This window comes from Micromonospora coxensis (assembly GCF_900090295.1).
Classification (GTDB): Bacteria; Actinomycetota; Actinomycetes; order Mycobacteriales; family Micromonosporaceae; genus Micromonospora; species Micromonospora coxensis.
Genome location: NZ_LT607753.1, coordinates 5176972 through 5190797, shown reverse-complemented (window position 1 = coordinate 5190797; position 13826 = coordinate 5176972). Strand labels below are relative to the sequence as shown.

The window sequence follows — 13826 nt, the reverse complement described above, 5'->3', positions numbered from 1 at the left end:
CGGCGACGAGGCGGGCCGGCGCGCACCCGTCAGCCCGACGGGACGGCGGGGCGGCCAGGCGGCCAGACGACGGCACGGCCGGGCCACGGGGCGGCCGGGCGGGCGGCGGGCTCCGGCTGACGCGGGGGCGTCACGCGAACCAGGTGGCCGCCTGACCGTGCGGCCAGGTCCAGGCCAGCGGCCTGCCGTCCAGCGCGAGCACGTTGCGCAGCGCGGCGTCCGGCGGCTCGGGCAGCCCCTCGTAGCGCAGCACCTGCGGGGCCTCGTTCGCGACCCAGTGTCCGGGCAGTCCCCGCACCACCTGCGCGAACGCCTCCCGCCGCGGTTGCGGCACCTGGTACAGCACGGAGGTGTGGAACACCACCAGCGTCGCGTCGGGTGGGGCCTGGGCGGCCAGCGCCGGGAGGTCGTCCACCAGGTCACCGCGGACCAGTGACGGCGGGTCGGCGGCGGCGACGGCCGCGGCGGCGCGCAGCCGTTCGCGGCGCCGGGCGTGCTCGGGCCAGATGAGCGCGTCCAGCCACCTGACGTCGGCGGGGTCCGTCACGTCGAGGGGGTTCAGGTCGAGGCCCGCCCGCCACACCACCTCGGGCCGGCGGGCCGGTGGGGCGGTACCGGTGAGGTCGCAGTCGAGCACCGGCCCGCCCGCGCCGAGCCGGTGCTCGCCGTACCGGTAGGCGTACCGGTCGGGGTAGAGGTTCAGGCCGGCGGACGCGCCCACCTCCAGCAGTGCCAGCGGCTGCGGCAGCGCGGCGAGCACCGGCAGCAGGACCGCGCACCGGCCGGCCTCGTTCGTCTGGGTGGCCCGGGAACGGCAGCCGGCGGCGACCGCCGGCCAGTTCGACTCCGTGAAGTCCCGGAACGCGGCCGGGTCGTGGACCGGCCCGCCGAGCAGCCGGACGACACCGAACAGCAGGTTGGGCTGCCGTTTCGCCGGTGGCAGCGTGTCGAGCAGAGCGAGCAGCGCGTCGTCCCGGGACACGGCCAGGGCGAGCCGCTCGTACGTCGGGGACACGCCGTGGGCCTCCCGGGCGGCGAAGTCCGCGTACGCGGCTGAGGTCGTCATCTCCTGATGCTGGCAGTGCGCGAGCCGAGCGGGTCCGCTCTGTCACGCACCTCACGGCGGGCGTGGTCGGGAGCAGGCGGACAGCGAGGCGCCCCGCACCGGACGGGTGCGGGGCGCCTTGTCGTCGTACGTCAGCTGCAGCCGCTGGTCGAGCCGCAGCCCTCGCAGACGTAGCAGCTGCCGGCGGGGCGCATCTTCGTGCCGCAGGTGAAGCAGAGCGGCGCGTCGGCGGCCTTGCCGATCACGGCCTCCAGCAGCTCGGTGGAGGAGCCCACGGCCGGCGCCGGCTTGACGGCGGCGACGTCGGCGACCTCCTGGGCCGGCTGGGCGACCGGGCCGGTCTTCGGCTCCGGGGTCTCGACCGGGGCCGAGGAGGCCATCGCGGTGAGGTCCGCACCGCTGACCGTGCCGGCCTCCGCCTCGGCCTCGGCCCGCAGCTGGGCGGCCCGCTCCTTGGCGGTGAAGATGCCCAGCTCGGCGCGACGCTCGTACGGCAGGAAGTCCAGCGCCAGGCGACGGAAGATGTAGTCCATCACCGAGGCCGCCATCCGCACGTCCGGGTCGTCGGTCATGCCGGCCGGCTCGAAGCGCATGTTGGTGAACTTGCTGACGTACGTCTCCAGCGGGACGCCGTACTGCAGGCCGATGGAGATGGCCACCGAGAAGGCGTCCATCACGCCGGCCAGGGTGGAGCCCTGCTTCGACATCTTGAGGAAGACCTCGCCGAGGCCGTCGTCCGGGTAGGACGAGGCGGTGAGGTAACCCTCGGCGCCGCCGACGGAGAAGCTGACCGTCTGCGACGGGCGCTTCTTCGGCAGCCGCTTGCGCACCGGGCGGTACTCGACGACCTTCTCGACCACCTTCTCCGCCTCGGCCGGGGCCTCGACGGAGGTGGCGGCCTTGTTCGGCTTGGCGACCGAGAGCGGCTGGCCGACCTTGCAGTTGTCCCGGTAGATCGCCAGCGCCTTGAGGCCGAGCTTCCAGCCCTCGAAGTAGATCTTCTCGACGTCCTCGACGGTGGCCTGCTCCGGCATGTTGACCGTCTTGGAGATGGCGCCGGAGATGAACGGCTGCACCGCCGCCATCATCCGCACGTGACCCATCGGGGCGATGGACCGCTCGCCCATGGCGCAGTCGAAGACCGGGTAGTGCTCGGGCTTCAGGCCGGGGGCGTCCACCACGTGGCCGTGGTCGGCGATGTGCTCGACGATCGCCTCGACCTGCTCCTCGGGGTAGCCGAGGCTGCGCAGGGCGCGCGGCACGGTCTGGTTGACGATCTGCATCGAGCCGCCGCCGACCAGCTTCTTGAACTTGACCAGCGCCAGGTCCGGCTCGACGCCGGTGGTGTCGCAGTCCATCATCAGGCCGATGGTGCCGGTCGGGGCGAGCACGCTGGCCTGCGAGTTGCGCCAGCCGTGCTTGTCACCGACCTTGTTGCCCTCGGTCCACTGCTTGGTCGCCTCCCGCTGGATGGCGGTGGCGACGGTGCCGGCCGGCTTGATCGCGTCGTTGGCGGCGGCGTGCTTGCGCATGACCCGCTTGTGCGGCTCGGCGTTGCGGGCGTAGCCCTCGTACGCGCCGACGATGCCGGCCAGCTCGGCCGAGCGGCGGTACGCGGTGCCGGTCATCAGCGAGGTGATCGCCGCGGCGACCGAGCGGCCCTGCTCCGAGTCGTACGGCAGGCCGGAGGCCATCAGCAGCGCGCCCAGGTTGGCGTACCCGATGCCGAGCTGCCGGTAGGCGCGGGTGGTCTCGCCGATCTTCTCGGTCGGGAAGTCGGCGAAGCAGATCGAGATGTCCATCGCGGTGATGACGAACTCGACCGACTTGACGAACTTCTCCACCTCGAAGCCGCCGTCGGCGCGGAGGAACTTCATCAGGTTCAGCGAGGCCAGGTTGCACGAGGAGTTGTCCAGGTGCAGGTACTCCGAGCACGGGTTCGACGCGGTGATCCGCCCGGTCTCCGGGCAGGTGTGCCAGTCGTTGATGGTGTCGTCGTACTGCAGGCCCGGGTCGGCGCACTCCCAGGCGGCCTGGGCGATGGTGCGGAACAGGTTCTTGGCGTCGATCGTCTCGATGGTCTGCCCGTCGAGCCGGCCGCGCAGGTCGAAGCCGCCGCCGTTCTCCACCGCCGTCATGAACTCGTCGGAGACCCGCACCGAGTTGTTGGCGTTCTGGTACTGCACGCTGACGATGTCCGCGCCGCCCAGGTCCATGTCGAAGCCGGCGTCCCGCAGCGCGCGGATCTTGTCCTCCTCGCGCGCCTTGGTCGCCACGAACTCCTCGATGTCCGGGTGGTCCACGTCGAGGATGACCATCTTGGCCGCCCGCCGGGTGGCGCCACCGGACTTGATGGTGCCGGCGGAGGCGTCCGCGCCGCGCATGAAGCTGACCGGGCCGGAGGCGGTGCCGCCGGAGGAGAGCAGTTCCTTCGAGGAGCGGATGCGGGAGAGGTTGACCCCGGCGCCGGAGCCGCCCTGGAAGATCCGCCCCTCCTCCTTGTACCAGTCCAGGATGGAGTCCATCGAGTCGTCGACCGCCAGGATGAAGCAGGCGCTGACCTGCTGCGGCGACGGCGTGCCGACGTTGAACCAGACCGGCGAGTTGAAGCTGAACACCTGGTGCAGCAGCATCCAGGTCAGCTCGTGGGCGAAGACCTCCGCGTCCGCCGGGGAGGCGAAGTAGCCGTGCTCCTCACCGGCCTTGCGGTAGGTGCTGACCACCCGGTCGATGAGCTGCTTGAGCGACCACTCCCGCTGCGGGGTCCCCACCGCGCCCCGGAAGTACTTGGTGGTCACGATGTTCGCCGCGTTGACGCTCCAGGACTCGGGGAACTCGACCCCGCGCTGCTCGAAGTTGATCGAGCCGTCCCGCCAGTTCGTCATCACGACGTCGCGGCGCTCCCACGCCACCTCGTCGTACGGGTGCACGCCCTCGGTCGTCCAGACCCGCTGCACCTTCAACCCCGTCACCGCCGCGCCGTTCCTGGCCGCCCGCGACCGGCTCGTTGTCACGCCGTCCCCCGCCATCTCATCCGCCCCCTCGTCTGCGCGGTCACCCGCCGCGCGTCGTCACTTGTCAGAAATCAGAAAAAATCAACTGGTACGGCCGGCGGCCTCGACCGCGTCGGCCGCCCGGGCCCGCGCGGCGGCCCGCAGCGTCTCGATCTCGCGCTCGAAGTCGGCGAGCGAGTCGAAGGACCGGTAGACGCTGGCGAAGCGGAGGTAGGCGACCTCGTCCAGGTCCCGCAGCGGGCCCAGGATCGCCAGCCCCACCTCGTGGCTCGGGATCTCGGCCGCCCCCTTGGCCCGCACCGTCTCCTCGACCTTCTGCGCGAGCAGCGCGATCGAGTCCTCGTCGACCGGCCGGCCCTGGCACGCCTTGCGCACCCCGCCGACGATCTTCGTCCGGCTGAACGGCTCGGTCACCCCGCTGCGCTTGACCACGGCCAGCACCGCCTCCTCGACGGTGGTGAACCGCTTACCGCACTCCGGGCAGGACCGGCGGCGGCGGATCAGCTGACCGTCGTCGGCCTCGCGGGAGTCGACCACCCGGGAGTCGGCGTGTCGGCAGTACGGACACCGCATTCGCCTGACCTCCTTTGATCGACCACGGGTCCGGGCCGCCCGCCTCCGGGCACGCGTCGACCCGGCGGGGCCACCTTCGGTGACCGTCGCCGTCGTCGACGGTACGGGAGTGCGGTCGGTAGTCGAACCCAACCTGTAGGCGACTTACGCCCATGTGACTACTACATCTAGGGGTTGACCGTAGGCGGCCGACCGAGCGCGGTCAAGTTGGGCGGCGTGTCCGGCGCGTCACCTCGATGATCACTCCGCCGCGCCGCCGACAGACCCAACCGCCGGGGCGCGCCGGAGGTTACCGCCCGTCCGGTCCGGACCCGGAAAACGGACGGCGGAGCCGAAAGGGCCTACCGGTCGAACACGAGTTCGACGAGGACGTACCATTTATCAGAACGCGCGTTCGAGTTTCCAGGATTTCCGCACCGACACGCCGACGGCAGGTCGTACAGATGTTTGAAAATGACCGATCTCACCTATACGGTCATGAACGACCGGGCGCGTCGCACGACGTCGGGCCCGGACCCGCGACACCCCCGCACGCACCACGAGCCGCCAAGGCACCCAGCGCCGACCAGGGAGGACGGACGTGACCGAGGACCGGGCCAGCCGGCAGAAGAACCCGCAGCCGATCGCCGAGGCGGGTCCGCCGGCCACTCGGCGTCCCCGCACCACGCGCAGCCGCGCCGCGCAGCCGGCGGTGCGCCCGGTCACCCCGGTGGTCAGCAGCTTCCCCGACCCGGCCACCGTCGACCTGACCGCCCGTCAGCGGCGGATCCTGGAGTTCATCCGCAGTTGGGTCGAGCGCCAGGGCTACCCGCCGAGCGTGCGCGAGATCGGCGAGGCCGTCGGCCTGGTCTCCCCGTCCAGCGTCGCCTACCAGCTCAAGGAGCTGGAGAAGAAGGGCTTCCTGCGCCGCGACCCCAACCGGCCGCGCGCGGTGGACGTCCGTGCCCCCAGCGACGCCGACGACGAGCTGAGCCGCTCGCAGCGCCCCACCCCGGCGTACGTGCCGATGCTGGGCCGGATCGCCGCCGGTGGGCCGATCCTCGCCGAGCAGGCGGTGGAGGACGTCTTCCCGCTCCCCCGCGAGCTGGTGGGTGAGGGCGAGGTCTTCATGCTCCAGGTCAAGGGCGACTCGATGCTCGACGCGGCGATCTGCGACGGCGACTGGGTGGTGGTCCGCCAGCAGCCGACCGCCGAGGCCGGCGACATCGTGGCCGCCATGCTCGACGGCGAGGCGACGGTCAAGACGTACCGCCGGCGCGACGGGCACGTCTGGCTGATGCCGCAGAACCCGGCCTTCGACCCGATCCCCGGCGACGACGCCACCATCATGGGGCGGGTCGTCGCGGTGCTGCGCCGGATCTGACCCGTACCCGACACGACGGGGTGGCCGCTGCCGAAGCGACCACCCCGTCGTCGTGTCCGTGCCCGCAGGGCCAGGCGTGCGTCGAAGTCCCTGGCCGGCCGAGGACTCCGACACACGCCCTAGTACCGCTCGCCCCGGTGCTCCCGGCCGGGCGGCTGGCCGTAGCCGTGCCGGTCGTCGTACCCCTCGTCGCGGCGTTGGGCGGCTCGGGGATCGCGCGGGCCGGGCTCACGGCGCGGCGGCTCGGCCCGGCCACCCCCGCCGTACACGCCACCGCCCCGGGGCGCGGCCCCGTTCGGCGCGCCACCGCGCGGACCGGCGGGGCCACCACCACGCGGGCCGGCGCCGGGCGGACCGGCCGGGACGCCACCACGCGGGGCGGCGCCGGGCGGACCGGCCGGGACGCCACCACGCGGGCCGGCACCGGGCGGACCGGGCGGACCGGCCGGAGCGCCACCACGCGGAGCACCACCGCCCGGAGGCGGGCCACCCGCCGCGCCGCCGTAGACGCCACCACCGGCCGGACGGGCGCCGCCGTACACGCCGCCACCGGGACGGCCACCCGGGGCGCCGCCGCCGGGCGCGCCGGCCGCCGCGGGTCGCGCGCCGCCGGGAGCCGGGCCACCGGGACGGGCGCCGCCGCCGTAGACACCGCCACCGGCCGGCGCGCGGACGGGCCCACCGGCTGCCGGTGGGGCGCCGTAGACACCGGCGGCGGGCGCACCGCCGTAGACACCGCCCCGCGCGCCGCCGGCGCCGTCGTCGCCCCGGTCGATCGCGCCGGACGAGAACGGGTCGTCGCGCTCCGGATCGTCGGCGTCGCGTCCGGTGTCGGCCGGGGCGGGCCGGCGGCGGGCCCGCAGGATCCCGACGATGCCCGCGCCGACCAGGAGCGCGCCGAGCACACCGACCGCGGCGATCAGGTACGTGATCTGGTCCAGGCTGAGCGTGTCGAACCAGGACTTCTCCGCCGCCGGCTTCTCTGCGTCGCCGGCCCCGGCCAACGCCTCCGCCCCGGAGGTCGACGGCGTGTACGCCAGGATGTCGATCGGGTCGTCGGCGGCCAGTTCCCCGGCGTCGGAGACGGTGAGGAAGGTCTTGCCGTCCGGGCTGTACGCGATGGCCTCGCCGAACGGGTCGGCCAGCGGGGTCACCCGGGGCTTGCCGGTGGTCAGCGCCCCGACGAGGTCGTCACCGGTGACGTCGTACTCGAAGGCGTCGGCGTAGGTGCGCACCACCACCTTCGTGCCGTCGGGCGACCGGGCCGCGCCGGTGATCGCCACCCGGCCGAAGATGTTCAGCGGGTTGTCGGTGTTGGTCTCCGGCAGCGCGATCTCGCCGACCTTCTTCATCGGCACCGGCTCGGTGTCGCCGCCGCTCTTCAGCTTCGCGGTCGGGGTGTAGATCTCCGCCTTGCCGCTGGGCACCTTGGTGATCACCAGGGGCAGGTTGTCGGCGCCGACGAGCAGCGCCTCGGCGTCGTGCGGCTTCTGCTCCGGGTACGTCAACCGGTGCAGCACCGGCTGCTTGCCGCCGCCGACCGGCATGGTCCAGACCGCGATCCGGCTGCGCCGCTCCTTGCCCGGGTTGTCACCGATGTCGGCGATCCAGAGGGTCTTGCCGTCCGGTGAGAGGGCGAGGTCCTCGGTGTCGAAAGGGCCGGCCCCCGAGTAGCGGACCGGCTCCTTGTCGATCTTGCACTTGCTGTCGAGGTAGAAGACCCGCTTGCGGTTCTCCTGCAACGAGCCGTCGTTGATCACGATGTAGCCGGTCTTCGTGGCGACCAGCCCGGACAACTCGTCCAGCCGCGGGTCCTCGACGGTGCAACGCTTCTTGGGCGCGGGGGCGGCCTGCGCCGCCGTGGCGGCACCGGGACACGCCACGATCGCCCCCAGCAGGCTGAGGGCAACCGTGGCCGAGGAAACAGCGCGGCGCATTGCGCCAGTGTCGCATGCCTCGTGTTGCGTCCGGATGACGCCGGGAGCGCTATCGCGCCCCGGCGACCGCATGCTCCGCCGCCGCCGCGTACGGGGCCAGCTCGGCGGCGAGCGCCTCACCGACGCGTACGTGCAGCAGGGTGCCCTCGGGCAGGTGGGAGGTGCTAAGCACCTCACCCTGCCGGTGCACCCGGGCGACCAGGTCGCCCCGGTCGTACGGGAGCACCACGCGGATCTCCACCGCCGGGCGGGGCAGCCGCTCCTCGATGGCCTGACGCAGCCCGTCGATCCCGCGCCCGCTGTGCGCGGAGACGAAGACCGCCTCCGGCCAGAGCCGCTTGAGCCGCAGCAGCGTCTCCTCGTCGGTGGCGTCGGTCTTGTTGACCACCAGCAGCTCCGGCAGCCGGTCGGCGCCGACCTCGGAGAGGACCTCGCGGACCGCGCGGACCTGCTCCTCCGGATCGGGGTGGGTGCCGTCCACCACGTGCACCACCAGGTCGGACTCGGCGACCTCCTCCAGCGTCGAGCGGAACGCCTCGACGATCTGGTGCGGCAGGTGCCGGACGAAGCCGACGGTGTCGGACAGGGTGTAGAGCCGGCCGTCGGAGGTGGTGGCCTTGCGGGTGGTCGGGTCCAGGGTGGCGAAGAGCGCGTTCTCGACCAGCACACCCGCCCCGGTCAGCCGGTTGAGCAGGCTCGACTTGCCGGCGTTGGTGTAACCGGCGATCGCCACCGCCGGGACGGCGTTGCGGGAGCGACGGGCGCGCTTGGTCTGGCGTACCGTCTTCATGCCCTTGATCTCGCGGCGCAGCCGGGAGATCCGGGTGCGGATCCGGCGCCGGTCGGTCTCCAGCTTGGTCTCACCGGGACCGCGCAGGCCCACGCCGCCGCCGGCGCCGCCGCCTCGACCGGAACCACCGGTCTGCCGGGACAGCGTCTCACCCCAACCGCGCAGGCGCGGCAGCAGGTACTCGAGCTGGGCCAGCTCGACCTGCGCCTTACCTTCCTTGCTCTTGGCGTGCTGGGCGAAGATGTCGAGGATCAGCGCGGTGCGGTCGACCACCTTGACCTTGGTGCGCTGCTCCAGGTTCCGCAGCTGCGACGGGGACAGCTCACCGTCGCAGATCACCGTGTCGGCGCCGGTGTGCAGGACCACCGCACCGAGGTCGTCGACCTTGCCCCGGCCGATGTAGGTGGCCGGGTCGGGCCGGTTGCGACGCTGGATCAGCCCTTCGAGCACCTGCGAGCCGGCCGTCTCGGCCAGCGCCGCCAGCTCGGTGAGGGAGTTGTCGGCGTCGTCCTGGGTGCCCTCGGTCCAGACACCGACCAGGACGACCCGCTCCAGCCGCAGCTGGCGGTACTCGACCTCGGTGATGTCGGTGAGCTCGGTGGAGAGGCCGGGGACCCGCCGTAGCGCCTGCCGCTCCGACAGCTCGAACTCACCGGTGGTGGTGTCGAGCTCGTCGTCCTCGAAGGGGACGTAGGTCTCCTGGTCTCGCAAACTGAGTCTCCTGTCCGTTTGGTCACGTAGGAAGCAATCCTGACATGTGCCAACGCCCGGCGCACCCGCTATATGCCCGTGACGGACCCCCGCAAATACGGGGCCGGCTGCCCGTCGGCCCGGGTGGGCGAGTAGAAATGCTGGCGAGCCGCTCAGCGTCGACGGAGGGAACCGCGTGGCCATCACCCGACTTCCGAGTGCCGGATTCTCGATCACGATCCGGATCGCGGTGCCCGCGGACGCCTCCTCCATCGGCCGGTTGACCACCTCCGTCGGCGAGGCCGGCGCGATCGTCACCGCGCTGGACGTGGTCGACTCCGACCCGACCCACGTGATCGTCGACCTCACCTGTGACACCGCCGACACCGGCCACGCCGACCAGGTGGTCGACGCGCTGACCGCGCTCGACGGGGTGGACGTGCGCAAGGTCTCCGACCGCACCTTCCTGCTGCACCTCGGCGGCAAGATCGAGGTGCACTCGAAGGTGTCCCTGCGCACCCGGGACGAGCTGTCGCGGGCGTACACCCCCGGGGTGGCCCGGGTCTGCATGGCGATCGCGGAGAACCCGGCGGACGCCCGGCGGCTGACCATCAAGCGCAACACCGTCGCCGTGGTCAGCGACGGCTCGGCGGTGCTGGGCCTGGGCAACCTCGGGCCGGCGGCGTCGCTGCCGGTGATGGAGGGCAAGGCGGCGCTGTTCAAGCGCTTCGGCGGGGTGGACGCCTGGCCGGTGGTCCTGGACACCCAGGACACCGACGAGATCGTGCAGATCGTCAAGGCGATCGCCCCCGCGTACGGCGGGATCAACCTGGAGGACATCGCCGCGCCGCGCTGCTTCGAGATCGAGGCCCGGCTGCGCGAGGCGCTGGACATCCCGGTCTTCCACGACGACCAGCACGGCACCGCGATCTGCGTGCTCGCCGCGCTGACCAACGCGCTGCGCGTCGTGGGCAAGCAGCTCGCCGACGTCCGGGTGGTGGTCTCCGGGGCCGGCGCGGCCGGCACCGCGATCATGAAGCTGCTGCTGCGCCAGGGCGTGGGCGACATCATCGCGTACGACCGGCAGGGCGCCCTGCACCGCGGCCAGAGCGGGCTCAACCCGGCCTGGCAGTGGCTGGCGGAGAACACCAACAGGGACAACTACTCCGGTGACCTGCCCGGGGCGGTCCGGGACGCGGACGTCTTCATCGGGGTGAGCGCGCCGAACCTGCTCACCGGTGACGACATCGCCACCATGGCCAAGGACGCGATCGTCTTCGCGCTGGCCAACCCCGACCCGGAGGTCGACCCCCGGGAGGCGCGCAAGCACGCCGCCGTGGTCGCCACCGGCCGCTCGGACCAGCCGAACCAGATCAACAACGTGCTCGCCTTCCCCGGCGTGTTCCGGGGCATGCTGGACGCGCACGCCGAGGAGTTCACCGAGGAGATGGCGATCGCCGCCGCCCGGGCGATCGCGGACGTGGTCGGCGAGGACAAGATCAATCCGACGGTGATCGTGCCGAGCGTCTTCGACTCCCGGGTCGCCCCGGCGGTCGCGGCGGCCGTCCGCGCGGCGGCCCAGAACCCGGCGTCCACCCCGCCCCCCGCGGCCGACCCGGGCCCTGCCGACCTCCCCGAGATCGCCGCCAACGCCTCCGCCACCCCCTGACCGCCCCACCGCGCCCCCTCCCCGCCTGCACCGCCCGCCGCACCGCGGCCTCGCTCCGGTGATCAAGAGGTTTGGGGACGCGATCGGCGGCGGGAGGGACGCAAACTTCTTGATCACCGCACAGCGGGCGACCGGGGCGGGCGGTCCGGCCGGGTGGCCGGGGCCGGAGTTCAGGGGTGCAGCGCCGCCGGGACCAGTTCGCCGGTGGCTACCAGGACGGCCGGGCCCGAGAGCCAGCAGGAGTCGTCGGTCACGGTGACGGTGAGGCGGCCACCGGGGACGTCCACCGCCACGGTGCCGGTGTCGAGGCCGGCGTCGCGCAGCGCCACCGCGCCGACCGCGCACGCCCCGGTGCCGCAGGAGAGCGTCTCGGCGGAGCCGCGCTCGTACACCCGCATGAGCACGTGCCCGTCGGCGCCGGCGACCGGCTCGCCCGGGGCGGTGAACTCGACGTTCACCCCGGCCGGGAAGACCGTCGGATCGAACTCGGGCGCGCGGGTGAGGTCGAGGCCGGCCAGGTCCAGCCCGGCGGGGAGCGCGCAGACCAGGTGCGGGTTGCCGACGTCCACCGCCGCGCCGGGCAGGGTCAGCCCGCCCAGGGTCGCGGTCGACGCGTCGTACACCCGGGGGCGGCGCATCTCGACGGCGATGGCGTCGGCCCCGACCCGCGCGCGCACGACGCCGGCCCGGGTGGCCACCGGCAGCGCCGCGCCGGACGGCGTGGCCAGCCCGGTCTCCAGCAGGTAGCGGACGAAGACCCGGGCCCCGTTGCCGCACATCTCGGCGAACGAGCCGTCGGAGTTCCAGTAGTCCATGAACCACTCGGCCTCGCCGGCCAGGCCGGCGCCCTCGGGATGCTTACCGGCCCGGACGACGCGCAGCACGCCGTCGCCGCCGACGCCGCGCCGCCGGTCGCAGATCGCGGCGACCAGCCCCGGCGTCAGGTCCAGCGTGCCGTCCGGGTCGGGCAGGATGACGAAGTCGTTGCCGGTGCCGTGGCCCTTGGTGAACTCCACGCCCCCATCATCCCCGATGCGCGGCCACCGTTCGCAGGGCAGTGTCGGTGAACGACGGCGCGGCCGAGTCCAGCCAGTGGACGCGCGGGTCGCGGCGGAACCAGGAGCGCTGCCGGCGGACGAACCGGCGGGTGGCCCGGACCGTCTCGTCGTGCGCCTCGGCCTCGGTCGTCTCGCCGGCGAGGAAGCGCAGCACCTGCTGGTAGCCGAGCGCCCGGCTGGCGGTACGTCCCTCGGCCAGGCCGCGCCCGAGCAGCGCCCGCGTCTCGTCGACCAGCCCGTCGGTCCACATCCGGTCCACCCGCAGCGCGATCCGCTCGTCCAGCAGCGCGGTGTCCAGGTCGACGCCGAGCTGCACCGCCGGGTAGTACGGCGTGGGCTGCGGCAGGGAGGCGGTGAACGGCGCGCCGGTCAGCTCGATCACCTCCAGGGCCCGCACGATCCGCCGGCCGTTGCCGGGCAGGATGCTCGCCGCCGCGGCCGGGTCGGCCTCGCGCAGCCGCTCGTACAGCGGGGCGGGGCCGACGGCCGCCAACTCCCCCTCCAGCCGCTCCCGCACCGCCGGGTCGGTGCCGGGGAACTCGAACTGCTCCAGCACCGCCCGCACGTAGAGCCCCGAGCCGCCGACCAGCAGCGGCACCTTGCCCCGGGCCAGGATGTCGTCGACCGCGGCGCGGGCCAGCTTCTGGTACTCGGCGACGCTGGCCGGCTCGGTCACCTCCCAGATGTCGAGCAGGTGGTGCGGCACGCCCTCCCGCTCGGCCGGGGTCAGCTTCGCCGTGCCGATGTCCATGCCCCGGTAGAGCTGCATCGAGTCGGCGTTGACCACCTCGCCGTCGAGGGCGTGCGCGAGGGCGATGCTCAGCGCCGACTTCCCGGCCGCGGTCGGCCCGACCACGGCCACGACGGTGCCGCTCACACCCGCTCCCAGGACGCCACGAAGTAGGCAACGCCGTAGGGGGCCGAGTAGTGGCGCAGCTCGCCGCGCCACTCGCCGCCCGCCGCGCGGGCCGCGCCGGCCAGCACCTGCCAGGGCGCCCGCCCGGCGGCCTTCAGCTCCGCCGAGAGCGCCGGGTCCAGGTCGAGCAGGGCCGCGGCGTCCGCGTCGGCCAGGGCCCGGGCGACCCCGTCGTCGTACGCCTCGGCGCGCGGGTCGTCGTAGCCGGGCGACTTCGGGCCGCGACAGGCCGACCCGTCGCCCATCACCAGCAGCCCCCAGTCGACGTCGGCGCGGAAGCCGCCGCCCAGCGCGGCGCAGTCGGCCGGGTCGGCGTCGGCGGCCAGGGCGTGCATCCGGGCCACCGAGGACGGCCCGGTCGGGCTGCGGCGCAGCAGCCACGCCCCGATGGTCAGGCTCAGCGGCAGCAGGTCCGGCCGGTCCGGGCGCGGGCTGCCGAGACAGACCTCGACGTCGGCCCCCCACGGGGCGAGCGAACCGTGGAAGGGCAGGCCGTAGGAGCGGGTCGCCGGCCCGTCACCGACCACCACGATCCGGCGGGCGCCCGAGTCCAGGAGCCCGGCGACGGCGGCGTCGCAGGCGGTACGCAGGTCGTCCAGCTCCGGCGCGGCGGCGCCGGCCAGCTCGGGGACGATCAGCGGCGGGTGGGGGCAGACGGCGGCGGCGACCAGGGGCACCCGGCAACCGTATCGGCCCGGTGGCGCCCGGCGCCCCTGGCCCGGCGGTCCGGGCCGGCGGGGCGCCGGGTCG

General features: G+C 73.5%; 10 protein-coding genes. 2 read left to right on the top strand and 8 right to left on the bottom strand.

The window, feature by feature from the left end; translation table 11 throughout:
- Window positions 1-130: 130 nt before the first annotated feature.
- The 3 genes from GA0070614_RS23720 to nrdR form a co-directional block, all read right to left on the bottom strand.
- A complete protein-coding gene (locus GA0070614_RS23720; RefSeq protein ID WP_088978036.1) occupies window positions 131-1066 on the bottom strand; it encodes a DUF2332 domain-containing protein in 936 nt (311 codons plus the stop codon).
- A gap of 131 nt (window positions 1067-1197) precedes the next feature.
- Window positions 1198-4095 (bottom strand): vitamin B12-dependent ribonucleotide reductase, encoded by a 2898-nt coding sequence (locus GA0070614_RS23715; protein WP_088978035.1) that lies wholly within the window; start codon window positions 4093-4095, stop codon window positions 1198-1200.
- Window positions 4096-4161: 66 nt separating this feature from the next.
- Entirely contained in the window at window positions 4162-4653 is a 492-nt protein-coding gene (gene nrdR / locus GA0070614_RS23710) for a transcriptional regulator NrdR (RefSeq protein ID WP_088978034.1), read from the bottom strand.
- 580 nt (window positions 4654-5233) lie between these two features.
- On the opposite strand from nrdR, the gene lexA reads away from it, so the two are divergent.
- On the top strand, window positions 5234-6016 hold the full coding sequence (lexA, locus tag GA0070614_RS23705; protein WP_088978033.1) for a transcriptional repressor LexA: 783 nt from the start codon (window positions 5234-5236) through the stop codon (window positions 6014-6016).
- 119 nt (window positions 6017-6135) lie between these two features.
- Here the strand turns inward: lexA and GA0070614_RS23700 are convergent, their stop codons facing one another.
- Window positions 6136-7953: a hypothetical protein gene (locus tag GA0070614_RS23700; RefSeq protein ID WP_088978032.1), complete on the bottom strand. Its 1818-nt coding sequence runs from the start codon at window positions 7951-7953 to the stop codon at window positions 6136-6138.
- Window positions 7954-8002: 49 nt separating this feature from the next.
- Window positions 8003-9454 (bottom strand): GTPase HflX, encoded by a 1452-nt coding sequence (hflX, locus tag GA0070614_RS23695; protein WP_088978031.1) that lies wholly within the window; start codon window positions 9452-9454, stop codon window positions 8003-8005.
- Between the two features lie 175 nt (window positions 9455-9629).
- On the opposite strand from hflX, the gene GA0070614_RS23690 reads away from it, so the two are divergent.
- Entirely contained in the window at window positions 9630-11102 is a 1473-nt protein-coding gene (locus GA0070614_RS23690; RefSeq protein WP_088978030.1) for an NAD-dependent malic enzyme, read from the top strand.
- 170 nt (window positions 11103-11272) lie between these two features.
- Here the strand turns inward: GA0070614_RS23690 and dapF are convergent, their stop codons facing one another.
- From dapF to GA0070614_RS30315, 3 genes are read right to left on the bottom strand one after another with little or no spacing between them, the layout of a single operon-like run.
- Complete coding sequence (gene dapF, locus GA0070614_RS23685; protein ID WP_088978029.1) at window positions 11273-12118, bottom strand: diaminopimelate epimerase; 846 nt, start codon at window positions 12116-12118, stop codon at window positions 11273-11275.
- 7 nt (window positions 12119-12125) lie between these two features.
- Entirely contained in the window at window positions 12126-13049 is a 924-nt protein-coding gene (gene miaA / locus GA0070614_RS23680; RefSeq protein WP_408630784.1) for a tRNA (adenosine(37)-N6)-dimethylallyltransferase MiaA, read from the bottom strand.
- Window positions 13034-13753 carry a class III extradiol ring-cleavage dioxygenase family protein gene (locus tag GA0070614_RS30315; RefSeq protein ID WP_157745070.1) on the bottom strand — a complete coding sequence of 240 codons (720 nt, stop codon included), beginning with the start codon at window positions 13751-13753 and terminating at the stop codon, window positions 13034-13036. Before GA0070614_RS30315 ends, miaA begins: the two co-directional genes overlap by 16 nt.
- Window positions 13754-13826: the final 73 nt, after the last annotated feature.